This window comes from Bacillus sp. YKCMOAS1 (assembly GCF_030268125.1).
Taxonomy (GTDB): domain Bacteria; phylum Bacillota; class Bacilli; order Bacillales; family Bacillaceae; genus Bacillus; species Bacillus safensis.
Genome location: NZ_BSEI01000003.1, coordinates 304,385 through 329,956, shown reverse-complemented (window position 1 = coordinate 329,956; position 25,572 = coordinate 304,385). Strand labels below are relative to the sequence as shown.

Annotated in this window: 25 protein-coding genes and 1 pseudogene; 24 read left to right on the top strand and 2 right to left on the bottom strand. The window is 40.5% G+C overall.

All coding sequences use genetic code 11. The features are described 5' to 3' along the window. Positions 1 to 35: 35 nt before the first annotated feature. From smc to QSJ46_RS10660, 14 genes are all read left to right on the top strand, one after another. On the top strand, positions 36 to 3,596 hold the full coding sequence (gene smc, locus QSJ46_RS10725) for a chromosome segregation protein SMC (RefSeq protein WP_285604705.1): 3,561 nt from the start codon (positions 36 to 38) through the stop codon (positions 3,594 to 3,596). Positions 3,597 to 3,617: 21 nt separating this feature from the next. Then, entirely contained in the window at positions 3,618 to 4,604 is a 987-nt protein-coding gene (ftsY, locus tag QSJ46_RS10720) for a signal recognition particle-docking protein FtsY (RefSeq protein WP_024424194.1), read from the top strand. A 143-nt stretch (positions 4,605 to 4,747) separates the two neighbouring features. Next, complete coding sequence (locus tag QSJ46_RS10715) at positions 4,748 to 5,080, top strand: putative DNA-binding protein (protein WP_012009935.1); 333 nt, start codon at positions 4,748 to 4,750, stop codon at positions 5,078 to 5,080. A gap of 13 nt (positions 5,081 to 5,093) precedes the next feature. Then, positions 5,094 to 6,434 carry a signal recognition particle protein gene (gene ffh, locus QSJ46_RS10710; protein WP_024426967.1) on the top strand — a complete coding sequence of 447 codons (1,341 nt, stop codon included), beginning with the start codon at positions 5,094 to 5,096 and terminating at the stop codon, positions 6,432 to 6,434. A 105-nt stretch (positions 6,435 to 6,539) separates the two neighbouring features. Continuing rightward, entirely contained in the window at positions 6,540 to 6,812 is a 273-nt protein-coding gene (rpsP, locus tag QSJ46_RS10705) for a 30S ribosomal protein S16 (protein ID WP_008344841.1), read from the top strand. Continuing rightward, complete coding sequence (locus QSJ46_RS10700; protein WP_024424192.1) at positions 6,812 to 7,057, top strand: KH domain-containing protein; 246 nt, start codon at positions 6,812 to 6,814, stop codon at positions 7,055 to 7,057. Before rpsP ends, QSJ46_RS10700 begins: the two co-directional genes overlap by 1 nt. A gap of 103 nt (positions 7,058 to 7,160) precedes the next feature. Further along, on the top strand, positions 7,161 to 7,547 hold the full coding sequence (locus QSJ46_RS10695) for a YlqD family protein (RefSeq protein WP_024424191.1): 387 nt from the start codon (positions 7,161 to 7,163) through the stop codon (positions 7,545 to 7,547). Positions 7,548 to 7,555: 8 nt separating this feature from the next. Next, positions 7,556 to 8,080, top strand: coding sequence for a ribosome maturation factor RimM (rimM, locus tag QSJ46_RS10690; RefSeq protein ID WP_047202151.1), 525 nt, complete (start codon positions 7,556 to 7,558; stop codon positions 8,078 to 8,080). Then, positions 8,077 to 8,811, top strand: a complete 735-nt coding sequence (gene trmD / locus QSJ46_RS10685) for a tRNA (guanosine(37)-N1)-methyltransferase TrmD (protein ID WP_047202152.1) — start codon at positions 8,077 to 8,079, stop codon at positions 8,809 to 8,811. The genes rimM and trmD overlap by 4 nt, the downstream gene beginning before the upstream one ends. Before the next feature lie 137 nt (positions 8,812 to 8,948). Further along, positions 8,949 to 9,296 (top strand): 50S ribosomal protein L19, encoded by a 348-nt coding sequence (gene rplS / locus QSJ46_RS10680; protein ID WP_008354510.1) that lies wholly within the window; start codon positions 8,949 to 8,951, stop codon positions 9,294 to 9,296. A gap of 90 nt (positions 9,297 to 9,386) precedes the next feature. Then, a complete protein-coding gene (ylqF, locus tag QSJ46_RS10675; protein WP_024424188.1) occupies positions 9,387 to 10,235 on the top strand; it encodes a ribosome biogenesis GTPase YlqF in 849 nt (282 codons plus the stop codon). 76 nt (positions 10,236 to 10,311) lie between these two features. Further along, complete coding sequence (locus QSJ46_RS10670; protein WP_224928220.1) at positions 10,312 to 10,560, top strand: hypothetical protein; 249 nt, start codon at positions 10,312 to 10,314, stop codon at positions 10,558 to 10,560. Positions 10,561 to 10,963: 403 nt separating this feature from the next. Continuing rightward, positions 10,964 to 11,542 carry a ribonuclease HII gene (gene rnhB / locus QSJ46_RS10665; protein WP_107163652.1) on the top strand — a complete coding sequence of 193 codons (579 nt, stop codon included), beginning with the start codon at positions 10,964 to 10,966 and terminating at the stop codon, positions 11,540 to 11,542. 270 nt (positions 11,543 to 11,812) lie between these two features. Then, complete coding sequence (locus QSJ46_RS10660; RefSeq protein WP_285604704.1) at positions 11,813 to 12,088, top strand: class I SAM-dependent methyltransferase; 276 nt, start codon at positions 11,813 to 11,815, stop codon at positions 12,086 to 12,088. Between the two features lie 338 nt (positions 12,089 to 12,426). Here the strand turns inward: QSJ46_RS10660 and QSJ46_RS10655 are convergent, their stop codons facing one another. Both QSJ46_RS10655 and QSJ46_RS10650 read right to left on the bottom strand, forming a co-directional pair. Then, entirely contained in the window at positions 12,427 to 13,371 is a 945-nt protein-coding gene (locus QSJ46_RS10655) for a cation diffusion facilitator family transporter (protein ID WP_107163653.1), read from the bottom strand. A gap of 17 nt (positions 13,372 to 13,388) precedes the next feature. Then, positions 13,389 to 13,727 (bottom strand): ArsR/SmtB family transcription factor, encoded by a 339-nt coding sequence (locus QSJ46_RS10650; protein ID WP_107163654.1) that lies wholly within the window; start codon positions 13,725 to 13,727, stop codon positions 13,389 to 13,391. A gap of 850 nt (positions 13,728 to 14,577) precedes the next feature. Between QSJ46_RS10650 and QSJ46_RS10645 the strand changes: the two are divergent. The 10 genes and pseudogenes from QSJ46_RS10645 to hslV all read left to right on the top strand — a co-directional run. Then, positions 14,578 to 15,106 (top strand): annotated as a pseudogene (locus QSJ46_RS10645) (ribonuclease HII); the annotation flags it as partial. Positions 15,107 to 15,132: 26 nt separating this feature from the next. After that, positions 15,133 to 16,872 carry a glycosyltransferase gene (locus tag QSJ46_RS10640; RefSeq protein ID WP_285604703.1) on the top strand — a complete coding sequence of 580 codons (1,740 nt, stop codon included), beginning with the start codon at positions 15,133 to 15,135 and terminating at the stop codon, positions 16,870 to 16,872. Further along, complete coding sequence (locus QSJ46_RS10635) at positions 16,869 to 17,144, top strand: FlhB-like flagellar biosynthesis protein (RefSeq protein WP_003211418.1); 276 nt, start codon at positions 16,869 to 16,871, stop codon at positions 17,142 to 17,144. The genes QSJ46_RS10640 and QSJ46_RS10635 overlap by 4 nt, the downstream gene beginning before the upstream one ends. 176 nt (positions 17,145 to 17,320) lie before the next feature. Next, complete coding sequence (gene sucC / locus QSJ46_RS10630; protein ID WP_024426972.1) at positions 17,321 to 18,481, top strand: ADP-forming succinate--CoA ligase subunit beta; 1,161 nt, start codon at positions 17,321 to 17,323, stop codon at positions 18,479 to 18,481. Between the two features lie 22 nt (positions 18,482 to 18,503). Next, entirely contained in the window at positions 18,504 to 19,406 is a 903-nt protein-coding gene (gene sucD / locus QSJ46_RS10625) for a succinate--CoA ligase subunit alpha (RefSeq protein WP_007499624.1), read from the top strand. 63 nt (positions 19,407 to 19,469) lie between these two features. Continuing rightward, entirely contained in the window at positions 19,470 to 20,372 is a 903-nt protein-coding gene (dprA, locus tag QSJ46_RS10620; RefSeq protein ID WP_039178503.1) for a DNA-processing protein DprA, read from the top strand. Between the two features lie 193 nt (positions 20,373 to 20,565). After that, entirely contained in the window at positions 20,566 to 22,641 is a 2,076-nt protein-coding gene (topA, locus tag QSJ46_RS10615; protein ID WP_039178505.1) for a type I DNA topoisomerase, read from the top strand. A 70-nt stretch (positions 22,642 to 22,711) separates the two neighbouring features. Beyond that, a complete protein-coding gene (gene trmFO, locus QSJ46_RS10610) occupies positions 22,712 to 24,016 on the top strand; it encodes an FADH(2)-oxidizing methylenetetrahydrofolate--tRNA-(uracil(54)-C(5))-methyltransferase TrmFO (RefSeq protein WP_034317774.1) in 1,305 nt (434 codons plus the stop codon). A gap of 62 nt (positions 24,017 to 24,078) precedes the next feature. Continuing rightward, entirely contained in the window at positions 24,079 to 24,996 is a 918-nt protein-coding gene (gene xerC, locus QSJ46_RS10605) for a tyrosine recombinase XerC (protein ID WP_212042671.1), read from the top strand. A gap of 14 nt (positions 24,997 to 25,010) precedes the next feature. Beyond that, positions 25,011 to 25,556: an ATP-dependent protease subunit HslV gene (gene hslV / locus QSJ46_RS10600; RefSeq protein ID WP_024424181.1), complete on the top strand. Its 546-nt coding sequence runs from the start codon at positions 25,011 to 25,013 to the stop codon at positions 25,554 to 25,556. The last annotated feature ends 16 nt before the right edge of the window (positions 25,557 to 25,572 follow it).

Below are 25,572 nucleotides of genomic sequence, written 5' to 3'. Positions count from 1 at the left end.
GATAGTACTTTAAATACATAAGGAGGATCACTCTCATGTTCCTCAAACGTTTAGACGTGATAGGATTCAAATCATTTGCACAGCGAGTGACCGTGGACTTTGTCAAAGGGGTCACAGCTGTTGTTGGACCAAACGGAAGCGGCAAAAGCAATATTACCGATGCCATCCGCTGGGTACTTGGAGAACAATCAGCGAAAAGCCTCCGCGGAGGAAAAATGGAAGATATCATTTTTGCAGGCAGTGACTCAAGGAAAAGAGTCAATCTAGCTGAAGTGACTTTAACATTAGATAACGAAGACCACTTTTTACCGATCGATTTTCACGAAGTCAGTGTGACAAGAAGGGTTTATCGGTCAGGCGAAAGTGAATTTCTCATAAACAATCAATCTGTCCGCTTAAAGGATATTATTGATCTTTTCATGGATTCAGGTCTTGGAAAAGAAGCTTTTTCAATCATCAGCCAAGGAAAGGTAGAAGAAATTCTATCAAGTAAGGCAGAAGAGAGAAGAAGCATCTTTGAAGAAGCGGCTGGTGTTTTGAAATATAAAACAAGAAAGAAAAAAGCCGAGAATAAACTGTTTGAAACGCAGGACAACTTAAACCGAGTAGAAGATATTCTGCATGAGCTAGAAGATCAAGTAGAACCATTAAGAATGCAAGCCTCTATTGCAAAAGACTATTTGCAAAAAAAAGAAGAGCTTGAAAATGTCGAAATCGCCCTCACTGTCCATGACATCGAAGCACTTCATGAAAAATGGACAACACTTGGTGAAGCAGTCGAGCGCTTCAAACAAGATGAAATGAAGCAGTCTACAGATATCCAAGCAAAAGAAGCCAAAATTGAAGAATCGAGAGACCGCATTCAAGCGCTTGATGAATCAATTAATGACCTGCAAGAAGTTCTTCTTTTCACAAGTGAAGAATTAGAAAAGCTTGAAGGAAAAAAAGAAGTGCTAAAAGAACGAAAAAAAAATGCCGCCGCAAACCAAGGGCAGCTAGAAGAAACGCTCGTTCGCTTAACTGAAAAGCAGGCACTGTTAACCGAAAAGATTGAACAGCAGAAAATTACGCGGGACAGCTTGCAAAAAGAAGTGCAGCAGCTAAAAGATGAAGTGAACACAAAGCAGCATCAACTGTCGCTTCATAGCGAAGATGTGGAAGGTCAAATTGAACAGCTGAAAAGCGATTATTTTGATCTGCTCAATGAACAGGCTTCCATCCGTAATGAACGTAAATTACTAGAAGAACAGCAGCGCCAAGCGGCGATGCAGCTAGAGCGACTGACGCAAAATAACCAAAAACATATCGAAGAACGAGTGTCTGTCAAAGAAAAGAAAACAGAGGCTGAGCAGCAGCTTTCAGCACTGGAAGATGACATTCTGGCTCAAGTCAAACGTTTTAGAGAAGCAGAACAAAAGCTTGAGCAAATGAAACGTCAATACGAGAAAAAAGAAACGGCTCTTTACCAAGCCTATCAATACGTACAGCAGGCAAAATCCAAAAAAGAGATGCTTGAATCCATGCAGGAAGACTTCTCAGGCTTTTTCCAAGGAGTGAAAGAGGTTTTAAAGGCAAAAGAACGGTTAGGCGGTATTCACGGTGCCATTGCAGAGCTGATTCAAACGGATCAGCAGTATGAGACAGCGATTGAAATTGCGCTAGGTGCAGCCACGCAGCACGTCGTCACAGAAAATGAAGCTGCTGCGAGACAAGCGATTGGATACTTAAAGCAGCATTCCTTTGGACGTGCAACCTTCCTGCCAATGAACGTCATCAAAGAAAGAACCATTCAGCTCAGAGATGTCCAAACAGCAGAGCAGCACGCTGCATTTATCGGTGTAGCGAGTCACCTCGTTTCCTTTGACGAAAAGTATCAAAAGGTGATTCAGAATTTACTTGGAACTGTGCTGATCGTTAGAGACTTAAAAGGCGCCAATGAATTGGCAAAAATGCTAGGACATCGTTACCGTATCGTGACCCTTGATGGAGATGTCGTAAACCCCGGCGGTTCAATGACCGGTGGCGGCGTAAAGAAAAAGAACAACTCTCTTCTTTCAAGAAACCGGGAGATCGAAACGTTAACAAAGCAGCTCGTTGAAATGGAAGAGAAAACAACGATCCTTGAAAAAGAAACAAAAGAAACGAAGCAATTGATCGGAGCAAACGAAGGCCAATTAAACGAACTGCGCCAGCGCGGCGAAACGCTTCGTGAAAAGCAGCAAGAACTCAAAGGAAAGCTATACGAACTGCAAGTCGCAGAAAAAAATATCAATGCTCATCTTGAACTCTATGATCAAGAAAAAGAAGAATTGCAGCAGCGTTCTACTGAACTTGCGGATAAGGACAAAAAGCAGGTCGCTCTTGAAGCCTCTATAGGTGAAAAATTGACGGCTCTTGATCAAGAAATCAATACATTAACAAAGCGTAAGCAGACGCAAAGCTCAACGAAAGAAACCATTTCTGCCGAATTAACAGAGCTGAAAATCTCGCTTGCCAAAAAAGATCAGTCCTTAGCCAATGAACAAGAAAAGCTTTCGAGCTTAATGGCTGAATTAGAAGAGGCTGAACAGACGCTGATGGAAACAAAAGAAGATCTGTCACTCTTAACAAGTGAAATGTCATCTAGTTCAAGCGGAGCCGAACAACTGGAAGAAGCGGCGAAAGAGAAGCTGGAAAACAAAAACAAAACAACCGCACTCATTTCAGAGCGGCGTAAGCAGCGTCTTGCTCTTTCTGAAACATTAGAATTCGCTGAACGTGAACTTAAAGAACAAAAGCGTTTATACAAGCAGCTCACTACAAGCTTAAAAGATGAAGAGATTAAGCTAGGCCGTATGGAAGTCGAGCTCGATAACCTGATTGCTTATTTGAACGATGAATATGCTCTTTCGTTTGAAGGAGCAAAAGAGATGTATCAGTTGACGTTATCGCCAGATGAAGCGAGAAAACGAGTGAAGCTGATCAAACTAGCGATTGAAGAGCTTGGAACAGTAAACTTAGGCAGCATTGACGAGTATGAACGTGTCAATGAACGCTATCTCTTCTTAACAGAGCAGCGAAATGATCTGACAGAAGCGAAAAATACATTATTCCAAGTCATCGAAGAAATGGATCAAGAGATGACAAAGCGCTTCTCTGAGACATTCTCTCAAATTCGCGGGCACTTTGAATCTGTATTCCAAGCATTATTTGGCGGCGGAAGAGCTGATCTTAAGCTGACAGATCCAAATGATTTGCTCAACTCTGGCGTTGATATTGTCGCGCAGCCGCCAGGGAAAAAACTGCAAAACTTAAGCCTGCTTTCAGGCGGGGAGAGAGCCTTAACAGCGATCGCTTTACTATTCTCTATTTTAAAAGTGAGACCTGTTCCATTCTGCGTATTAGATGAGGTAGAAGCGGCGCTTGATGAAGCAAATGTTTTCCGTTTTGCGCAATATTTAAAGAAATACAGCGAGGAAACACAGTTCATTGTCATTACGCACCGCAAGGGAACAATGGAAGAAGCCGATGTGCTCTACGGTGTGACCATGCAGGAATCAGGTGTTTCTAAGCTTGTATCTGTCAAACTAGAAGAAACGAAAGAGCTTGTCCAGTAATTAAAGGAGGTTTTTGAACCAATGAGCTTTTTTAAGAAATTAAAAGAAAAATTTACGCAGCAAACCGATTCAGTATCAGAAAAGTTTAAAGATGGACTCGAAAAAACGAGAAACTCCTTCCAAGGAAAAGTAAATGAACTGATTTCTCGCTACCGCAAAGTCGATGAAGACTTTTTTGAAGAGCTGGAAGAGGTTCTAATCGGTGCTGATGTCGGTTTCACAACTGTGATGGAACTGATTGATGAGCTGAAAAAAGAAGTGAAATTAAGAAACATTCAAGACCCAAGTGAAGTACAAGCGGTGATTTCTGAAAAACTGGTTGACATCTACAATAGCGGAGAGGAACAAATCTCTGCGCTGAACATTGAAGACGGGCGTTTGAATATCATTTTGTTTGTAGGCGTCAACGGTGTTGGGAAAACAACGACGATCGGCAAGCTTGCAAACAAGCTGAAAAATGAAGGGAAATCCGTCATTTTAGCAGCAGGTGATACGTTCCGTGCCGGTGCGATCGAGCAGCTTGAAGTTTGGGGAGAGCGTTCAGGTGTTCCTGTCGTCAAACAAACAGCAGGCTCTGATCCAGCAGCGGTGATCTATGATGCCGTTCAATCAGCAAAAGCGAAAAATGCAGATGTCCTCATCTGCGATACAGCAGGAAGACTTCAAAACAAAGTCAACTTGATGAAAGAGCTGGAGAAAGTCAAGAGAGTCATTGAGCGCGAGGTTCCAGATGCACCTCATGAAGTATTGCTCGCTCTTGATGCGACAACAGGTCAAAACGCCATGGCACAAGCCAAGGAATTTTCTAAAGCGACAAATGTGACAGGGATTGCTTTAACAAAGCTTGACGGTACTGCAAAAGGCGGAATTGTTCTTGCGATTCGAAATGAGCTGAACATCCCAGTAAAGCTTGTCGGTTTAGGTGAAAAGGTGGACGATCTGCAAGAGTTTGATGCAGAATCGTATGTGTATGGATTATTCTCAGACGTAATTGATCAACAAGACTAACAAAAAAATGCCGGCAAAACTGCTGGCATTTTTATTTATACGTAGCTTCATGAAGTGACAAGATAAAAACTTGACACACAGAAGAGAACCGTGTAAACTTAGTTGATGTAAAGGGAATGAACTTAACAAAGGGGAGAGAGCCCATGACGCTTGAAAAAACAACGAGAATGAATTACTTGTTTGACTTCTATCAATCGTTGTTGACCGCAAAGCAAAAGAGCTACATGTCGCTTTACTACCTAGACGATTTTTCCCTCGGTGAAATTGCGGATGAATATGAAGTATCAAGGCAGGCTGTTTATGATAATATTAAACGGACTGAAGCGATGCTTGAACAATATGAAGAAAAGCTGCTCTTGTTTAAGAAATTTAAAGAGCGTAAAGAACTTCTCAAAAAAATGAGAGAGCTTGTAGCTGATTCTGCGCAAACGGAAGAAGCAGAAGCTTTAATTGAATCGCTTGAGAAATTAGATTAGGAGGCGGCACAGTATGGCATTTGAAGGATTAGCCGACCGACTGCAGCAGACGATTTCAAAAATCCGCGGCAAAGGAAAAGTGTCAGAGCAAGATGTAAAAGAAATGATGCGCGAGGTACGCCTTGCCCTTCTTGAAGCTGACGTCAATTTTAAAGTAGTCAAAGACTTTGTGAAAAAAGTAAGTGAGCGGGCAGTTGGACAAGAGGTCATGAAAAGCCTTACCCCTGGACAACAGGTCATTAAAGTTGTAAAAGAAGAACTCACTGAATTAATGGGCGGAGAAGAGAGTAAGATCGCTGTAGCGAAAAAATCTCCAACAGTCATTATGATGGTTGGTCTTCAAGGGGCAGGTAAAACAACCACAACTGGGAAGCTTGCCAATTTACTTCGCAAAAAACATAATCGCAAGCCGATGATGGTGGCTGCTGATATTTACAGACCAGCAGCGATCCAGCAGCTTCAAACGCTTGGGAAACAGCTTGATATGCCGGTGTTTTCATTAGGTGACCAAGTCAGCCCTGTCGAAATTGCAAAACAGGCAATTGAAAAAGCGAAAGAAGAACACCATGATTATGTCATTTTAGATACAGCAGGACGTCTTCATATCGATGAAGAATTAATGGATGAACTTCAGAAAGTAAAAGAAGTAGCGAATCCAGAAGAAATTTTCCTAGTTGTTGACTCTATGACAGGTCAAGATGCGGTCAATGTCGCAAAAAGCTTTAATGAACAGCTTGGTTTAACAGGTGTCGTTCTCACAAAACTAGACGGTGATACAAGAGGCGGTGCAGCACTTTCTATTCGAGCTGTTACCAATACGCCGATTAAATTCGCTGCACTAGGAGAAAAGCTTGATGCGATTGAACCATTCCATCCGGAGCGGATGGCATCAAGAATTCTTGGCATGGGAGATGTGCTCACGCTGATTGAAAAAGCACAGGCAAACGTCGACCAAGATAAAGCGAAAGAGCTTGAGCAAAAAATGCGGACAATGAGCTTCACGCTCGATGATTTCCTCGAGCAGCTTGGCCAAGTTCGAAATATGGGTCCTCTTGATGAACTGATCCAAATGATGCCGGGAGCCGGTAAAATGAAAGGGCTCAAAAACGTCCAAGTGGACGAAAAGCAGCTCAATCACATTGAAGCGATCATTAAATCAATGACGACTCAGGAAAAAGAACAGCCAGAGGTCATCAATGCAAGCCGAAGAAAACGGATTGCAAAAGGAAGCGGAACATCTGTACAGGAAGTCAATCGCCTTTTAAAGCAATTTGATGAAATGAAAAAGATGATGAAGCAAATGACCAACATGTCCAAAGGAAAGAAAAAGGGCTTTAAATTACCATTTATGTAATTGGTTATACATGATAAAACCGTTGTTAAGAAAAAACACTTTACAAACCCTTTTATCATTGTTAATATACTATCTTGTTGAAATATTTTCGGAGGTGCTAGTAAAATGGCAGTAAAAATTCGTTTAAAACGTATGGGAGCAAAAAAATCTCCTTTCTATCGTATTGTTGTAGCAGATTCTCGTTCACCACGTGACGGTCGTTTCATCGAAACAGTTGGAACTTACAACCCAGTGGTATCACCAGCTGAGGTGAAAATCAACGAAGAATTAGCGCTTAAATGGCTTCAAAATGGTGCGAAACCATCTGATACAGTTCGCAACCTTTTCTCAAGCCAAGGAATTCTTGAAAAATTTCATAATGCGAAAAACAGCAAATAATGAATGAGCTGTCCTTGGAAGAATTGATTGTGTCCATCGTCGAGCCACTTGTTGATTTCCCTGAAGATATTCACGTATCTTCATTAGAAAAAGATGAGCAGGTGATTTACACACTGTCTGTCAATGCTGAAGATACCGGAAAAGTGATCGGAAAGCAGGGACGTACAGCAAAAGCGATACGAACAGTCATTTTTGCAGCAAGTGCAGAGTCTTCTAAGAAAGTTCAACTTGAGATTGCTGACTAAAAAGGGAGAGGGCTTAGGACCTCCCCTTTTTTTACACGTTTAAATCTATTTTTCGTTATACTGTAGAGGACAAATGCCTTCGGATAGGGGGACAAAAAGGAAGATGCAGATCATTCAACATGTCACCGTGATGCAAGTATTAACTGAAAGCAGTAAGGACAAACTGTTAACGACTTTTTTGGAGAAAAAAGAAAGACTAGAACGTGAATGCAATCAATTATATTTTCAACTAAAAAAACATGAAAAAGAACCACATCAGCAAGAAGCCATCCCTCAATTTCAAAAAGCGATCGATAAAAGGCAAGAGAAGATCAGGCAGATTGATTTTCAAGTAGAGCAGCTTCATATTTTGCCGCTTGGAAGTGAGATGAAAGAAACAGAAGTGGATGCACTGGTTGAAGTAAAAATAGGTGATAAATGGGATGACAAAATGCAAGATAATGTCATCGTCGTGAAAGACGGCACCATTGTGGAAATACGTCAGGGGTGATTGAGAACATGGAGCTAGAATGGTTGAATGTTGGAAAGATCGTCAATACACACGGAGTGCGCGGAGAAGTACGCGTCGTGTCAAAGACGGATTTCCCAGAAGAGCGTTACAAAAAGGGAAGCGTGCTCTATATTTTTAAACAGGGTCAAAAAGAGCCGCTGAAAGTGACTGTCGCATCACACCGCCAGCACAAACAATTTGATTTGCTCACATTTGAAGAAATCAACTCATTAAATGAAGCAGAGCTTCTGAAAGAGTCAATCTTAAAGGTAGAAAAAGAACATCTTGGGTCATTAGACGAAGGAGAATTTTATTTTCACCAAATTATTGGCTGTGAAGTATACGATGAAGAGGACAAGCTGATCGGTCAAATTAAAGAAATTCTTACGCCAGGGGCAAATGATGTTTGGGTGATTGGAAGAAAAGGCAAAAAAGATGCCCTCATTCCATATATTCCATCTGTCGTCAAAAACATCGATATCTCATCCAAAACCGTACACATAGAAGTGATGGAAGGACTCATTGACGAATGAAAATTGATTTCTTAACTCTTTTTCCTGAAATGTTCGAAGGTGTGCTTCACTCATCCATCTTAAAAAAAGCACAGGAGAAAGATGCCGTCTCATTTCAAGTCGTCAATTTTAGAGAGTATTCAGATCATAAGCATAAAACAGTGGATGACTATCCGTATGGCGGCGGTGCTGGTATGGTACTGAAAGCACAGCCCGTATTTGATGCGGTAGAAGATTTAACGAAGAAAGCAAGCACGAAGCCCCGAGTTATTCTTGTCTGTCCTCAAGGGGAAAGATATACACAAAAGAAGGCAGAAGAACTTGCAAAAGAAGAGCATCTTATGTTCATTTGCGGCCACTATGAAGGCTACGATGAGCGCATCAGGGAGCATCTTGTCACAGATGAGATCTCAATCGGAGATTTCGTCCTCACAGGCGGAGAGCTGCCAGCGATGATGATTGCAGACAGTGTGGTCAGGCTTTTGCCTCATGTGCTTGGAAAAGAAGCGTCTCACATCGAAGATTCATTCAGTACAGGTTTGCTTGAGCACCCGCACTATACAAGGCCAGCGGATTATAAAGGACTAAAAGTGCCGGATGTGCTCCTCTCTGGAAATCATGCCAAAATAGAAGAGTGGCGGCGCAAAGAATCATTGAAACGAACCTATACAAGACGGCCAGATTTGATCGATTCTTGCAAAACGTTAACGAATGAAGAAAAAAGATGGCTTTGGCAGCTTCATAATGACTAGATTGTATTGCACACGGCATAGAGGTATGGTATGATACTACTTGTGACTTGGACGGCTTGCTGATCCAAGTTTGAAAACGATGTTCCGCTGCAATGAAGAAAGAGGACATGAGCATCTGTTGGAAGGAGTTGAAAACGATGCAACATTTGATTGAAGAAATCACAAAAGAACAATTACGCACTGATCTTCCTGCGTTCCGTCCTGGTGACACTTTACGTGTACACGTTAAAGTTGTCGAGGGTACTCGTGAGCGTATCCAGATCTTTGAAGGTGTTGTAATTAAGCGTCGTGGTGGTGGAATCAGCGAAACTTTCACAGTTCGTAAGATCTCTTACGGTGTAGGCGTTGAGCGTACATTCCCTGTACACACACCAAAAATCGCTAAGATCGAAGTTGTACGTCACGGTAAGGTACGTCGTGCGAAACTTTACTACCTACGTGAACTTCGCGGTAAAGCGGCTCGTATCAAAGAAATCAGACGATAATGATATCAAAGGAAAGAGCTTGTTACCTGTAACAGGCTCTTTTTTTGTACAATGTATAAAGATAACAGGTAGAAGAGAGAAGGTGCACATATGACGATTCAATGGTTTCCAGGCCATATGGCAAAAGCAAGACGTGAAGTCACAGAAAAATTAAAGCTCATCGACATCGTATTTGAATTAACCGATGCAAGAATTCCGATGTCCTCTAGAAACCCAATGATCGAAGAAATCCTTCAAAATAAACCCAAAATCATGCTATTAAACAAAGCTGATAAAGCAGATCCTCGTATGACAAAGGAGTGGCAGGCGCATTTTGAGCAGCAAGGCGTTCGGTCACTGGCTATTAACTCTGTTGATGGACAAGGGTTAAATCAGATCATCACAACTTCAAAAGAAATTTTAAAAGAAAAGTTCGACCGCATGAAAGCAAAAGGCGTCAAACCACGTGCCATTCGAGCACTGATTATCGGGATTCCCAATGTCGGAAAATCGACCTTAATCAATCGTTTAGCGAAAAAGAATATTGCCAAAACAGGAGACCGTCCTGGTATTACGACATCACAGCAATGGGTAAAGGTAGGGAAAGAACTAGAACTGCTCGATACCCCTGGAATCCTCTGGCCGAAGTTTGAAGATGAGCAAGTAGGACTTAGACTTGCGGTGACTGGAGCGATCAAAGATTCGATCATCAACTTACAGGATGTCGCTGTGTATGCACTTCGTTTTCTAGAAGAAAACTACCCAGAGCGATTAAAAAAACGCTATGACCTAGCGGAGATACCTGAAGATACGGTTGAACTGTTTGATGCAATTGGCACTAAGCGCGGCTGTCTAATGAGCGGGGGATTCATAAACTATGACAAAACCACCGAAATCATTATTCGGGATATTCGAACAGAAAAATTTGGTCCCCTCACTTTTGAGAAGCCTGAAAGCTAAAAGACACGCAGCTCATGCGGGTCTTTATTTTTTGCGAAAAACTGCCGATATAAAGAAGGAGGCTGCGAAAAAGCCTATGTACACGGTGAAACAAATAAAAGAACTAATTGAAAAGCATGCAGGCGATGAGTCATACATTCGTGAGCTTGTGAAAGATGATACGAGAAAAAGTGTCCAAAAACTCATAGAAAAGTGGCACAAAGAGAGAGAAAAGCAGCAAGCACTTCGCGTGGCATGGGATGACATGCTGCAATTTGAAAACAAAGCAAAGGCGCAGGGATACACATGTATTGCGGGAATAGACGAAGCGGGAAGAGTTATATGACTTTAGAGAAGAGTGTCTAACTCAAAAATATATTACCAATAATTTGTTTGACTAACTATGGGTTATTATCTAGAATGAATATAGTTATATATCACCTGAAGAGGTGATTTTTTTTTGGGGTTATTTAGTGGGGGAGTATTGGGTTCTGGGGAATAGAACTAAGTTCTATTATTAGTGAAGGATGTAGATTCTGTATATATTCATTATTATTTATTGGAGAAGAGTAGATCTTACCTAGTACCTTCTGCAATAAAGTAACTTAGAAAGAAATGTGGTTTTGTAATTAGTAAAGATAGAAAGTTATAACTGGATAAATCAAAGAGTCTACAGAGAATAAATCCATAAATTCATATTGGATATAAAGCAAGTTTTAGTTAAGCTGTTAAAAGAGGAGTTATTAGTGATGTTCGTATGTGGAGTGGATGAAACAGGTAGAGGATCGGCAATTTCAGGGGTATGGGTTTCAGCGTGTATTCTTGATCCCAACAAACCTATTGAGGGTTTAAGAGACTCGAAGAAACTTTCCGCTAAACGACGGGAAGAGCTTGCTGAAGAAATTAAACATAAAGCTCTTAGCTGGAGGATCGAAATAGCATCCCTTGAGGAAGTAGAAACACTTAATGTCCTGAACGCAACACTTCTTGGCATGAAAAGGGCCATAGAAGGATTGCATATAAAACCTAATAAAGTACTTGTCGATGGGAATAAATTACCTAACATCGATATTCCAGCAGAGGCCATTGTGAAGGGTGATGATTTGATCCCAGCTATCAGTGCAGCTTCTATTTTAGCTAAAGTCGAACGGGATAAAGTAATAAGAGAGTTACATCAAATTTATCCCCAATATGGTTTTGACAAGCACAAAGGTTATCTAACAAAAGATCATATGTTGGCATTACAGAAATATGGACCTTGCCCTATCCATCGAAAAACATATGCTCCCATTCGCAAGTTATTAGAGAAACAATTGGAGTTGTTTTAATGGCAAAAAAAGTGACGTTAAAGAAAACGGTGGTAAAGCAGTCTGAAGAACCATTGAATGTCAGCTCTCTAACACTGGATCTTTCTGAAGAGTTCATTCTTTTCAAGGGCTGCTGCAAGAGAGTATTTGCCTACTGTATCATATGTAAATGATTATTTAGTATAGGACAGAGGAAAAGAGGTTACCAAAAAAGTTGATATCTATGAATTAGTCCATAAGGTGAAGACCTAAGTCATAATGACGTAGGATCTATCGATCATTATATATCTGATGAAAGTACCAACCTTGTACTTGAGGAATGCAAGAGAGAAATTCAAAACTTCCACTATTAAGTTTTTAGAAAAGGATGCTCAAGATATGAGTTTTGACAATCATCAGTTGGACTTGGCTATCGGCAGTCAAAATCTATCAGTAGTACCTAACGCGGATAAATGTTTTCAGGAAATGGAAAGGGTACTAAAACATGATGGGGAAATGATTTTATTCGACAAGTTTACTTCTAAAGAAAATAAGCTATCGCTTCCAAAAAAATTATCAGACCTCTGATTAAAGTTCTAGGAACAGACATTGGATTAAACTTCAAAGAATTGTATAAAAAACATAGTAAAGAATTAAATGTAAAAGAAGACAGACTAGTTGTACAGAAAAATAGTATTGAACAAATATAGTAAGTAATCTTATTCTGTTAAAGAGTACTAAGAAAGGTTTTTGGGATATAAACCAAGAATTAAAAAACCCGGATACACTTTCACATATAAAAGTGTATCCGGGTTGAATGTAGAAAGTTTTAAAATACATGTAAATTATTTAGTCAAAGTGTCATTTATCCTAAACCGTTTCTAACCTTTATTTTGTATTAAGTGTTTCGTTCATTTAATTGCCCATCAGTGATGATGATGGCCAGATGAATTAGCCTTTACGTTACACAAAATGGTACTATCATGCTCATGAGAAGTCGTTTCTAATTGAATCGTCATATGGTGAATGTTTTTGTGTTCAAGGTCATGTTCGATTTGATGGAGCAATCGTTCACTTTCAGCAATGGACATTTGTTTATCTACAACTGCATGACAGGATAGCGCATTTAATCCGCTTGTAATCGACCAAACGTGAAAGTCGTGAACACTATGAATTCCTTTTTTATTTTGAATTGTTTGAATTACATCGTCCACATCAACATTTTGTGGTGTCCCTTCCATCAGGACATGGAGTCCGGATTTCGTAACATAGTAACCGCTGCGTAATACGAGTGCGGCAACAATGACACTTGCTAGTGGGTCTGCCCAGCCCCAGTTGAAGAATATCATGAGCAGTGCAGCAATAATGGCGCCAATGGAACCAAGCATATCGCTCATTACATGTAAGTATGCTCCACGCATATTCAGGTTCTCTTCTACATCCCCGCCGCGCATCATAATCCACGCAACAAGAATATTGACTAGTAAACCAATTGTAGCGATGATTAACATTCCAGTTGAAGCAACTTCGGGTGGATTTAGAAAACGCTGAATTGCTTCATAAAAAATATAAATTGCAATTAATACGAGTGTCACCCCGTTTAGAACAGCTGCTAATATTTCAAATCGTTTATATCCATATGTTTTACTATAGTTAGCGACTTTTCCCCCAAATGTAAAGGCCAATAATGCAACTGCAAGAGATATCGAGTCACTTAACATATGTCCTGCATCAGATAATAACGCAAGGCTGTTGGTAATGAATCCTCCAATTGCTTCAATAATCATATAACCTGTAATAATAATAAAACTTATCATTAACGTCTTTTTATTTGCACCATGTGTATGGTCATGTCCATGATCGTGTCCCATTTTAGATTCCCCCTAAATTAATGATGTGTAGCATGCTCAATTGACTGATTCAGTAAATTCATAACGTGAACGTCATCTTCCAAATAATACAAAGTTGTCCCTGCTCTTCGATATTTGACTAATCTTAAATTTTTCAAGAAACGCAATTGGTGGGAGATACTCGACTGGCTTAAATTTAACGTTTCCGCAATATCATTGACGGAATGCTCCCCTGTACATAATAAATTCAAAATACGAATTCTAGTTGGGTCGCTTAACGCTTTGAACGTTTGCGAAACGACAAACAGCGTCTCTTCATCCAAATGCTGCGCTCCTTCATTAAAATTCTCTTCATGTTTCTGCTCTTCACTCACCATTTTTACACCCCCATAATACAATTAGTTTCAATATATGATTATATGTTCATATATTATTATAATCTTCATTGAAATGTCAATCAGAAAAATTTATTTCATTTCATTTAACCAGCAATCGGGCCGATTACGGAGTAGAAGAGAACTGTCATAGCAGTCCTTTTTCTATATACGTTTCTCAATTTAAGGGTCATTTTCTTGAATAACATCTTAAAGATTGTGAATGGCTGGGCCCGATTGTTGTAATTGTTAACTGAAAAGTTAAAATAGTCTGCTTATTTATTAATGAGGATTAATATGAGGTGATAAAATTAATCTTAAAAATTGAAAGGAAAACGCCTAAAAAGATTTTCTGATCTATTATTATTTTCAAATTAAAAAATCTGTTCAATTGGTAAAAAAGATGACAGTAGTTGCAAATTTCTTTGGCTGTAATCAGAAATAGTTATATAGAATAGAAGGAAATAAAAATATAAATGAAGCAAGTAATCCAAATGAAAATAAGTCCATTCGAGAAGTTTTTTAGAGATAGCTGTTTTACACTGAGCTACCCACAAGCGAAGTTACTGAAAATTGTATTGAGTGTATAAAAAATGAAGTTGATTTAGCCGATAATAATATAGAGTTTTATGTGACCAAATCATAAAGTTGAATAAACATTCTCTTCAATGTATTTTAAAAAAAGTCATACATAATCAGTATAAAAACGGTTTAATATTACCTGAGTTTACTTTGTTATACTTAGACAAATTCGAGCTAACGTACCCAGACAAAATTTATTAGATAGTTAAGCAGAAATCTTATGGTGTCTAATGTTTTTGTCCAGTCACCCGATATATGTATTAAAATAAGCAGAGGACCGCTGGCCGGCCCAGTTGTCGCAGCAGCCGTTATCTTAAAGGAAGATACAGTCCTGCTCGGTTTAAACGACTCAAAGCAATTATCTGAGAAAAAAAGATTGGCTTATTATGACCTCATTCAAAAAGAAGCACTTGATATCGGAATCGGCATTGTTGATGCGGCTACGATTGATGAAATCAATATTTATGAAGCATCAAGACTGGCGATGGTGAGAGCTGTGGAGCAGTTAACTCATACACCTGATTGATCTGCTCATAGATGCCATGACACTCCCGCTTTCAACTCACCAAGAGAATATCATCAAAGGAGATGCAAAAAGTGCATCCATTGCAGCAGGTGCATGTATTGCGAAGGTGACAAGGGATCAGATGATGGAAGAGTACGGGCGTAAGTATCCTGAGTATCAATTTGAAAAACATAAAGGGTACGGAACGAAAGAGCACCTGGCTGCGATTCAAACACATGGTGCTGCCCCAATCCACCGATTATCGTTTGCGCCGGTGAAATCTGTTATATCATAAATTTTAGTCTAAGGAGGCTGCCTGTGATGACAAGAGTTGAGGACATACATACAGCACTGAATAGCCGGCTGAATACAGCCGAATCGGTTCCATTAAACACCGAAGGGAAGGATAATGTTCATCGGCTGATTCTCGGCAAAGTACTAAAAATGCTTGGAGATGATACAGCCCTTGTTCAAATAGGCTCAACGAAAATAAAAGCGCAGCTGGCGGCTCAGCTTAAAGCAGATGCGTTTTATTGGTTCCAATTTGAACAAGAGGGTGGAGGCAGCCTCAATAAACTAAGACCCGTTCAGCAATTTGATCAAGATCCTAAGACATTAAAGGATGCAGCAGTCAAACTATTAGAAGGTCTCTCACTGAAAAATGGGCTTGAAAACATGCTGACAGCTACAGCTTTTTTAAAGGAAAAGTCCGTCATCAACGAAGGAGAGTTAAAAACGGCAGTGAAGTGGATCGAACAGCTTCAAGGAGCTGATGTGAAGAAAGGGCTCCAGTCACTTCTTTTTGCTTTAAAGAAAGATTTACCGATCCAGCAAGGGGTGCTTCAATCTATTTTAGCCGTAAAATCATCCTCTGCCCTTCATCAGGATATAACAGCGCTATTAAATCAATTAACACAGCTGCCGAAGCACACAGACGCCACACAGACCCTAACACAAGCCATTCGGTCAGTTGTAGATGCAGAGACAGCCGTCCATGCAGAAAAGCTCTTATCGGTCCTTCTAGCAGCGAGAGAAGGCGAGGCGAGGCAAGGCGGCAATTCACCAGTAACGACTCAGCTCAATCCGTCTCAGCAAAAAGAAAATAGCCATGCCGCAATCGTTCAAGAGCGTCAGCCGTCCCAAGCTCCTCAGACAAACGTGCAGCAGTCAACAAGTCCAAAAGAAGAGCTGCAAATCCCGCTTCAGCAAATTGAGCGGATACTGGCCAGCTTGATGAAACAAGGTGCAGACGGGCAGCAAGAACCTAACTTAAAACAGCTCACAGCATTGCTGCACGGGCTCCAGCAGGCAGGATCTCAGCCTGACGCAAAAGCAGCTGTGCTTCAAAAAGAGTTTCCCTTCCTGTCAAAAGCAGAGGCAAAAGCTTTGGCCCAGGTAGTGCAGCAGACTGAACCAACATTAAGCAATAAAACTGATGTGCTCGATTTAGTTATGACGATGAAAAAGGCAATAGGTGTACGTGATGAAATCGGTATGCTGAAACTGCTAGAAAAAGGAAGCCAGGATGTCAAAAGTCAGGAGCTGCACCAATTAAAGCTCACCTTAAATGATGTGAGGCAGGCGGATTTACCAGAGCACGTTAAAAAAGAAGTGGATCAATTGTTTCATAGATTGAATGGACAGTTATTTGTGCAGCAGGAGAACCAAACCGTCAGTCAAATGATGGTTTCCTATCCGCTTTTCTCAAAACATAGTGTTCAAGATTTAACCTTTATTCTAAAAGGACATAAGAAAAAGGATGGCTCCATTGATATTTCTCAGTGCCGCCTCATGTTTTACTTAAACATGGAAAACCTTGAAGAAACCTTAATAGACTGTACGATTCAGCAAAAGGTCATGTCAATTACTGTCGAGACAGCCCATGAACTGCAAGGAACCATTAATCCGATGATTCCGGCTGTTCGGGAGAATTTAAATGCTCTAGGATACAGTTTAACGGGAATTACAGCAAAAAAGAGACAAGAGCCAGTAGATCCGTCTCAATTTCTAGATGAACACTTTCATAAAATCAGCGAGAAAGGGCTGGACTTACGAGTATGAAGGATTCAAAACCGCTTAGAAGAGCGGTCGCTCTGCATTACGATGAAGAAAAACAAAAGGCGCCAAAAGTCGTTGCAACAGGCAGCGGCTATGTGGCAGATCATATTATTGAAGAAGCAAAAAAGTCGGGAGTCCCTATCCAGGAAGACCGTAATTTAGTCGAACTCATGCGCCACTTAACATTAGATGAGGAGATCCCTGAAGCGTTATACGATACTGTAGCAGAAATTTTTTCGTTTATCTACAGGTTAGATCAAAAAATGAAAAAATAAGGTAAAATAAGTGATTTGACTGAAAAATTTATATTTTTAATAAAATAAAAGTTTGAATGTTTAGAAGGATTTTACGATTTTACATAGAACCCTAGACATTCTCTTTTTTATTCTTTAAAATGAAAGCGCAGTCTATTTTATAATTTTTGTTTCTACATATGTTGGGAGGATGGGAAATGAATATCCATGAGTACCAAGGAAAAGAAATCCTAAGAAAATATGGGGTTTCAGTTCCAAATGGTAAAGTAGCATTTACACCTGATGAAGCAGTGAAAGCATCAGAAGAGCTAGGGAGCTCTGTATATGTCGTAAAAGCACAGATTCATGCAGGCGGCCGTGGTAAAGCAGGCGGGGTAAAAATTGCAAAAACGAAAGATGAAGTGAAAGGGTTTGCAGAGGAATTGCTTGGCAAGACACTTGTCACACATCAAACAGGGCCTGAAGGGCGCGAAATAAAACGCTTACTTATTGAAGAAGGCTGCGATATTCAAAAGGAATACTATGTTGGTCTAGTTTTGGACAGAGCGACATCAAGAATTGTATTGATGGCATCTGAAGAAGGCGGTACTGAAATTGAAGAAGTAGCAGAAAAAACGCCAGAAAAAATCGTGAAAGTTGTTATCGATCCAGCGATTGGCTTGCAAGGCTATCAGGCGAGAGAAGTAGCATTTAAAATTAATATTCCAACAAAATTAGTTGGCCAAGCTGTTAAGTTTATGACAAGCCTTTACAATGCGTTTATTGAAAAAGATTGTTCAATTGCTGAGATTAATCCACTGGTTGTAACAGGCGATGGAAAAGTCATGGCACTTGATGCAAAATTAAACTTTGATAGCAATGCCTTATATAGACAAAAAGATATATTAGAATACCGTGACCTTGATGAAGAGGATCCAAAAGAAATTGAAGCATCTAAATATGACTTAAGCTACATTTCTCTAGATGGAAATATTGGCTGTATGGTCAATGGAGCAGGTCTTGCGATGTCTACAATGGATATCATCAAGCATTACGGCGGGGACCCTGCAAACTTCCTAGATGTTGGCGGCGGTGCAACAGCTGAAAAAGTAACGGAAGCATTTAAAATCATCTTATCTGATCAAAATGTAAAAGGGATTTTCGTGAACATTTTTGGCGGCATCATGAAATGTGATGTCATTGCAGAAGGTGTTGTTGAAGCGACGAAACAAGTCGGCTTAACATTACCACTTGTTGTACGTCTGGAAGGAACAAACGTTGAATTAGGGAAGAAAATCCTGAGTGATTCAGGCTTAAATATCACTTCTGCTGAGTCTATGGCTGACGGGGCAGAAAAGATTGTATCTTTAGTCAAGTAGAGCAGAAAGGCAGGGAACCTAAATGAGTGTATTTATTAATAAAAATACGAGAGTAATTGTTCAGGGGATTACCGGTTCAACCGCATTGTTCCATACAAAACAAATGATTGAGTACGGAACAAATATTGTTGGCGGTGTCACACCTGGCAAAGGTGGAACTGAAGTAGAAGGAGTTCCTGTATTTAATACTGTATCTGAAGCAGTTCAGACAACTGGAGCGAACGCTTCTGTTATCTATGTACCAGCACCATTTGCGGCAGATGCCATTTTAGAGGCTGTTGACGCAGAAGTCGATCTCGTCATTTGTATCACAGAACATATTCCAGTTCTGGACATGGTCAAAGTGAAGCGTTACATGGAAGGTAAGAAAACAAGACTTGTTGGACCAAACTGCCCAGGTGTCATCACACCTGAAGAATGTAAAATTGGTATCATGCCTGGCTACATTCATAAAAAAGGTCATGTGGGTGTTGTTTCTCGTTCTGGAACGCTTACATATGAAGCGGTACATCAGCTTTCAGAAGCTGGCGTTGGTCAATCGACAGCTGTAGGAATCGGGGGGGACCCGGTAAATGGGACAAACTTTATTGATGTGTTAAAAGCATTCAATGAAGATCCTGAAACGCATGCTGTGATTATGATCGGTGAAATCGGCGGTACGGCTGAAGAAGAAGCAGCTGAATGGGTAAAAGCAAATATGACTAAACCAGTCGTAGGCTTTATTGGCGGTAAAACGGCGCCTCCAGGAAAACGTATGGGACATGCTGGTGCCATTATTTCTGGTGGTAAAGGAACAGCTGATGAAAAGGTAAAGACAATGCGTGAATGTGGAATTGAAGTGGCAGAAACACCATCTGTCATGGGAGAAACGTTGATTAAAGTATTAAAAGAGAAGAATCTATTCGAAGCTTGTAAAACGCATTAATGACACAAGAAGACTTGTTCTTTGACAAGTCTTCTTCTTTCTATCTTAAACTGGAGGAATGGTATGTACAACGTGTCCGAAAGAATGATTTTTCACCGCTTAAAAGGCCTCATCTCACCCTCATTACTTACAAAATGGTGGAAAGTCGATCCTGAGCTATATATAAATGAAGAAACACATCATTTTAAACAGGATCGAGCATTACAAACGATCGACTTTACCCGCTTAAAACAAGCTGAAGAAAATGAATTCCCCATTTTTCAACACATCGTTCAAGCCTATTTAAAGCAAAACATTCACATGATTCCCATCACATCTCCCTTATATCCAAGCACACTAAAAAATATTTATGATCCTCCCCCTGTGTTATTCCTAAAAGGAAACGTATCATATTTAAATGAAGAAAAAAGTTTAGGTGTAGTCGGCACGCGACTTCCATCGTCTTATGGAGAAGCATGTGTGAAAAAAATTGTTGGTGAGCTTGTCAAAGAAGAGTGGATGATTGTTAGTGGGCTAGCTAAAGGAATCGATGGACTTGCACATAAAGAGTGCATCAGGAAAAAAGGGAAAACGATTGGCATTATAGCCGGCGGCTTTCAGCATTTATACCCAAAAGAGCATGCGCAAATGGCTCAATACATGGGCGAGCATCATTTGCTTTTGTCAGAGCATCCGCCTTATGTCAAACCAGAAAAGTGGCATTTTCCAATGAGAAATCGTTTAATTAGTGCGTTGACGAGAGGAACCATTGTGATTCAGTGCAAAGAAAAGAGCGGTTCTCTTATTACAGCCTATCAAGCACTTGAGCAAGGAAAAGAAGTATTTGCGGTTGCTGGATCCATCTTTGATCCTAATTCCACAGGGCCGGCAAGACTCATTCAGCAGGGGGCAAAGCTTGTTCATTCCACAAAGGATATTTTAGAGGAATTCTCCTTCCGCAGCGTTCAATATACTGAACTCTCATAAAAATATCGTTTGACAAAAGACATCGGAATATTTAATAATAGTGAGGATTTAAGTTTACACTTTGTTTTTCGTGTTTATAATGATGTTCATCATAAAGAATTTTTAATGATTGCCTGTTAGATAGGTGCAATTAACATAAATATGAATTGTGAAATGTATAAAGAGAGAACACCTCTTAAGGGGGATTTTGAGTATGGCTGATTATTTAGTCATCGTTGAGTCGCCAGCAAAGGCGAAAACGATTGAGCGTTATTTAGGAAAAAAGTATAAAGTAAAGGCTTCAATGGGACACGTCAGGGATTTACCGAAAAGTCAGCTCGGTGTTGACACTGATCATGACTTCGAACCGAGATATATTACGATTCGCGGGAAAGGCCCAGTTCTAAAGGAATTAAAAACAGCGGCGAAAAAAGCAAAGAAAGTCTTTCTCGCGGCTGACCCCGATAGAGAGGGAGAAGCGATTGCTTGGCATTTAGCACATAGCCTTGACCTTGACCTCTCTTCTGACTGCCGTGTTGTTTTTAACGAGATTACAAAAGATGCGATTAAAGATTCCTTTAAGCATCCTCGTATGATCGATATGGACTTAGTTGATGCACAGCAGGCAAGACGAATTTTAGATCGTCTCGTTGGGTATAAAATCAGTCCGATTTTATGGAAGAAAGTGAAAAAGGGTTTAAGTGCCGGCCGTGTTCAATCAGTTGCACTCCGACTCATTATTGATCGCGAGAATGAAATTAATGAATTTAAACCAGAAGAATACTGGACAATTGACGGTACATTCCTCAAAGGAAAAGAAAGCTTCGAAGCAAGTTTCTTTGGCCTCAACGGGAAAAAGCATCCACTGAAAACAAAAGAAGATGTAAAAGAAATCCTTTCGAAATTAAAGGGAAGCAAATTCTCTGTAGAGAAAGTAACGAAAAAAGAGCGAAAGCGTAATCCAGCTGTTCCGTTTACGACTTCTACTTTACAGCAGGAGGCTGCAAGAAAATTAAACTTCCGTGCGAAAAAGACGATGATGATTGCACAGCAATTATATGAAGGAATTGATCTTGGTAAAGAAGGTACAGTCGGTCTCATCACTTATATGAGAACGGACTCAACACGTATTTCAAATACGGCGATTGAAGAAGTATCTGCTTTTATTGATCAGACGTACGGTAAGAATTTCTTAAATACAACAAAACGAACGGCTAAAAAGAATGAAAACGCCCAAGATGCTCACGAAGCCATCCGTCCGACTTCTACGTTAAGAAAACCGGCAGATGTCAAGCATGTGCTAAGCCGTGATCAGCTTCGCCTGTACAAATTGATTTGGGAACGATTCGTGGCAAGCCAAATGGCGCCGGCTGTTCTTGATACAATGAGTGTGGATCTTGATCATAATGGTCTTACTTTCCGTGCGAATGGAAGTAAAGTGAAATTCCCTGGGTTTATGAAGGTTTATGTAGAAGGAAAGGACGACCAGCTCGAGGAAAAGGACAAAATGCTTCCTGATCTGAAAGAAGGGGATACAGTTCTTTCAAAAGATATCGAACCTGAACAGCACTTCACACAGCCGCCTCCTCGCTACACAGAGGCAAGATTGGTCAAAACACTTGAAGAGCTCGGTATAGGCCGTCCATCTACGTATGCACCAACATTAGATACGATTCAAAAGCGCGGTTATGTCGCACTTGATAATAAACGATTTACTCCGACAGAGCTTGGAGAGATTGTACTCAACTTAATCATCGAATTCTTTCCTGAAATCATTAACGTTGAATTTACAGCGAAAATGGAAAAGGAACTTGATAGTGTTGAAGAAGGTACGATCGAATGGGTTCGTATTATCGACAGCTTCTATCAAGACTTTGCAAAACGGGTAGAAAAAGCTGAAGCAGAAATGCAAGAAGTTGAGATTGAGCCGGAATACGCAGGTGTTGATTGTGAAGAGTGCGGACATCCGATGGTGTACAAAATGGGTAGATACGGCAAGTTCATGGCGTGCTCGAACTTTCCTGACTGCCGTAACACAAAACCAATTGTCAAAGATATCGGTGTCAAATGCCCGTCATGTCATGAAGGAAACATTGTTGAACGAAAATCGAAGAAACGCCGCATTTTTTACGGCTGTGATCGTTTTCCAGAGTGTGAATTCGTTTCTTGGGACAAACCAATTGAAAGAAAGTGTCCAAAATGCGAAAATATGCTTGTAGAGAAAAAGCTGAAAAAAGGCGTTCAAGTTCAATGTGTGAACTGTGATTATAAAGAGGAACAACAAAAATAGCGGTGAGCAACCTTGTTCACCTGCTTTTTTATGTCATCAAACAGAACTTACGAAATAGGAGAGTTGTCCAATGAGTCAATTTGTAAATGTGATCGGAGCCGGTTTAGCTGGAAGTGAAGCTGCATGGCAAATCGCTAAACGAGGAATTAAAGTCAATTTATATGAAATGAGACCTGTGAAACAAACGCCGGCTCACCACACAGATAAATTTGCGGAGCTTGTATGCAGCAACTCACTGCGTGCGAACGCTTTGACGAATGCAGTAGGTGTATTAAAGGAAGAAATGCGTCATTTAGATTCAGCCATTATCGCAGCGGCAGATGAAAGCTCAGTTCCTGCGGGCGGCGCGCTTGCAGTAGATCGTCATGAATTTGCAGCAAACGTGACAGATCGCGTGAAAAATCATCCGAATGTTACGGTCTTTCAAGAAGAAGTGCAAAGCATTCCAGAAGGTCCGACAATTATCGCAACTGGCCCGCTGACATCAGAAGCACTTTCAAAAGAATTAAAATCGTTAACAGGAGAAGAATATCTCTATTTCTACGATGCAGCGGCACCTATTCTAGAGAAAGATAGCATTGATATGGATAAGGTGTATTTGAAATCACGCTATGACAAAGGAGAAGCCGCTTATTTAAACTGTCCAATGACAGAAGAAGAATTCGATCGTTTTTATGAGGCGCTCATTTCTGCTGAAACTGTGCCATTAAAAGAATTTGAAAAAGAAATCTTCTTTGAAGGCTGCATGCCAATTGAAGTCATGGCGAAAAGAGGAAAGAAAACGATGCTGTTTGGCCCGATGAAGCCAGTAGGACTGGAAGATCCGAAAACAGGAAAAAGACCTTACGCTGTTGTTCAATTAAGACAGGATGATGCAGCAGGTACTTTATATAACATCGTTGGCTTCCAGACACATCTGAAGTGGGGCGATCAAAAGGAAGTATTCCGTTTGATTCCAGGCCTTGAAGAAGCAGAGATTGTTCGTTACGGGGTGATGCACCGTAATACATTTATTAACTCGCCAAGCCTTTTAAGACCGACTTATCAGTTTAAAAATAGAGATGATCTATTCTTTGCCGGACAAATGACAGGCGTTGAAGGGTATGTCGAGTCTGCAGCTTCCGGACTTGTGGCTGGCATTAACGCCGCTCGTTTTGTCAAAGGAGAAGAGCTTGTGACACTTCCTGAGGAAACGGCGATTGGCAGTATGGCTTATTACATCACATCGACAAACAAGAAAAGCTTCCAGCCGATGAATGCGAATTTTGGTTTGCTGAAAGATCTAGGTGTTCGAATTAAAAACAAACAAGAACGTTATGCAGAGTACGCTAAGCGCGCAATCGAAACTATTCAAACTATTTCGAAATCTCTGTAGTAAAACATTGCACGGAAAGCAAGATATGTGATACCATTTAAAAGCCTTAAAGAGGTGTAAAAATGACGAATAAACAGCGTCTTGTCCACTTATTCATTGAATATCTGCAAATTGAAAAAAACTATTCAGCTTTAACGATCTCAGGATATACAGAAGCCATTGAAGAGTTTGTCAGATTTATGAACATTCAAGGAATAGACGGTTTTGAAGAGGTATCCTATCAAGATACGAGAATTTATTTAACAGAAGCTTATGAAAAAGGCCTGACAAGAAGAACGATTAGTAAGAAAGTCTCTGCGCTTCGCAGCTTTTATAAATTTTTATTAAGAGAACAGCTTGTGAAAGAAAATCCTTTTTTACTCGTTAGCTTACCAAAACAGGATAAGCGGATTCCTTCATTTTTGTATGAGGAGGAACTAAAAGAGCTTTTTACAGTTTCTGATGTCAGCACACCGCTTGGGCAAAGAAATCAAGCCATTTTAGAACTTCTTTATGCAACAGGTATGAGGGTCAGTGAGTTATGTTCATTAAAAGAATCTGATCTTGATTTATCGATGGATACAGTGCTTGTTCATGGGAAAGGCAGTAAGCAGCGGTATGTTCCTTTCGGGTCATATGCTCATGAAGCGCTCATTACTTATTTAGAGGATGGAAGGCAGAAGCTGAAATCTAAGGGGAAAGACCGCGCTGATGCACATGTGTTTTTGAATCAGCGCGGGACGCCTCTTACAGACCGAGGTGTTCGATTCATTCTCACTGAATTAATGAAAAAGGCGTCAGGTACATTACATATCCATCCTCACATGTTAAGGCACACCTTTGCCACGCATCTCTTAAACGAGGGGGCGGATTTGAGAAGTGTTCAAGAACTTCTCGGTCATTCAAATTTATCATCTACACAGGTGTACACGCATGTATCAAAAGATTCTTTAAGAAACACGTACATGTCTCATCACCCAAGGGCTTTTAAACGATCCTAAAAGGAGGTTTTTTCATGTCATCATTTCATGCAACAACCATCTTTGCCGTTCAACATAAAGGAAAAAGTGCAATGGCTGGCGACGGTCAAGTTACTTTCGGGCAGGCTGTCGTGATGAAACACACAGCAAAAAAAGTGCGCCGTCTTTTCGGAGGCAAGGTGCTTGCAGGTTTTGCAGGTTCAGTAGCAGATGCTTTTACACTCTTTGAAAAGTTTGAAACAAAGCTTGAAGAATATGGTGGCAACTTAAAGCGGGCAGCCGTAGAACTAGCGAAGGAATGGCGAAGTGATAAGATGCTAAGGCAGCTTGAGGCCATGCTCATCGTCATGAACAAAGAAAGCATCCTGCTCGTCTCTGGAACTGGAGAGGTCATCGAACCAGATGATGGGATTTTGGCAATTGGCTCAGGCGGAAACTATGCGCTTAGCGCCGGGAGAGCACTCAAAACCCATGCAGGCGATCATCTCTCAGCGAGAGAAATTGCAAAGGCCGCTCTTGAAACGGCCGGAGAAATCTGTGTCTACACGAACGATCAAATCACTTTAGAAGAGCTTGAATAGAAAGGACATGAGACGT

Coding starts and splice junctions, on each gene's coding strand:
- smc (WP_285604705.1), top strand. CDS start 36: ATGTTCCTCAAACGTTTAGACGTGATAGGATTCAAATCATTTGCACAG.
- QSJ46_RS10660 (WP_285604704.1), top strand. CDS start 11,813: ATGAAAGTACCAACCTTGTACTTGAGGAATGCAAGAGAGAAATTCAAA.
- QSJ46_RS10635 (WP_003211418.1), top strand. CDS start 16,869: ATGAAGGATTCAAAACCGCTTAGAAGAGCGGTCGCTCTGCATTACGAT.
- topA (WP_039178505.1), top strand. CDS start 20,566: ATGGCTGATTATTTAGTCATCGTTGAGTCGCCAGCAAAGGCGAAAACG.
- hslV (WP_024424181.1), top strand. CDS start 25,011: ATGTCATCATTTCATGCAACAACCATCTTTGCCGTTCAACATAAAGGA.
- rplS (WP_008354510.1), top strand. CDS start 8,949: ATGCAACATTTGATTGAAGAAATCACAAAAGAACAATTACGCACTGAT.
- rimM (WP_047202151.1), top strand. CDS start 7,556: ATGGAGCTAGAATGGTTGAATGTTGGAAAGATCGTCAATACACACGGA.
- QSJ46_RS10700 (WP_024424192.1), top strand. CDS start 6,812: ATGAATGAGCTGTCCTTGGAAGAATTGATTGTGTCCATCGTCGAGCCA.
- dprA (WP_039178503.1), top strand. CDS start 19,470: ATGTACAACGTGTCCGAAAGAATGATTTTTCACCGCTTAAAAGGCCTC.
- ylqF (WP_024424188.1), top strand. CDS start 9,387: ATGACGATTCAATGGTTTCCAGGCCATATGGCAAAAGCAAGACGTGAA.
- QSJ46_RS10650 (WP_107163654.1), bottom strand. CDS start 13,727: ATGGTGAGTGAAGAGCAGAAACATGAAGAGAATTTTAATGAAGGAGCG.
- QSJ46_RS10655 (WP_107163653.1), bottom strand. CDS start 13,371: ATGGGACACGATCATGGACATGACCATACACATGGTGCAAATAAAAAG.
- sucD (WP_007499624.1), top strand. CDS start 18,504: ATGAGTGTATTTATTAATAAAAATACGAGAGTAATTGTTCAGGGGATT.
- QSJ46_RS10695 (WP_024424191.1), top strand. CDS start 7,161: ATGCAGATCATTCAACATGTCACCGTGATGCAAGTATTAACTGAAAGC.
- QSJ46_RS10715 (WP_012009935.1), top strand. CDS start 4,748: ATGACGCTTGAAAAAACAACGAGAATGAATTACTTGTTTGACTTCTAT.
- trmD (WP_047202152.1), top strand. CDS start 8,077: ATGAAAATTGATTTCTTAACTCTTTTTCCTGAAATGTTCGAAGGTGTG.
- QSJ46_RS10640 (WP_285604703.1), top strand. CDS start 15,133: ATGACAAGAGTTGAGGACATACATACAGCACTGAATAGCCGGCTGAAT.
- rnhB (WP_107163652.1), top strand. CDS start 10,964: ATGTTCGTATGTGGAGTGGATGAAACAGGTAGAGGATCGGCAATTTCA.
- rpsP (WP_008344841.1), top strand. CDS start 6,540: ATGGCAGTAAAAATTCGTTTAAAACGTATGGGAGCAAAAAAATCTCCT.
- xerC (WP_212042671.1), top strand. CDS start 24,079: ATGACGAATAAACAGCGTCTTGTCCACTTATTCATTGAATATCTGCAA.
- QSJ46_RS10670 (WP_224928220.1), top strand. CDS start 10,312: ATGTACACGGTGAAACAAATAAAAGAACTAATTGAAAAGCATGCAGGC.
- ffh (WP_024426967.1), top strand. CDS start 5,094: ATGGCATTTGAAGGATTAGCCGACCGACTGCAGCAGACGATTTCAAAA.
- trmFO (WP_034317774.1), top strand. CDS start 22,712: ATGAGTCAATTTGTAAATGTGATCGGAGCCGGTTTAGCTGGAAGTGAA.
- ftsY (WP_024424194.1), top strand. CDS start 3,618: ATGAGCTTTTTTAAGAAATTAAAAGAAAAATTTACGCAGCAAACCGAT.
- sucC (WP_024426972.1), top strand. CDS start 17,321: ATGAATATCCATGAGTACCAAGGAAAAGAAATCCTAAGAAAATATGGG.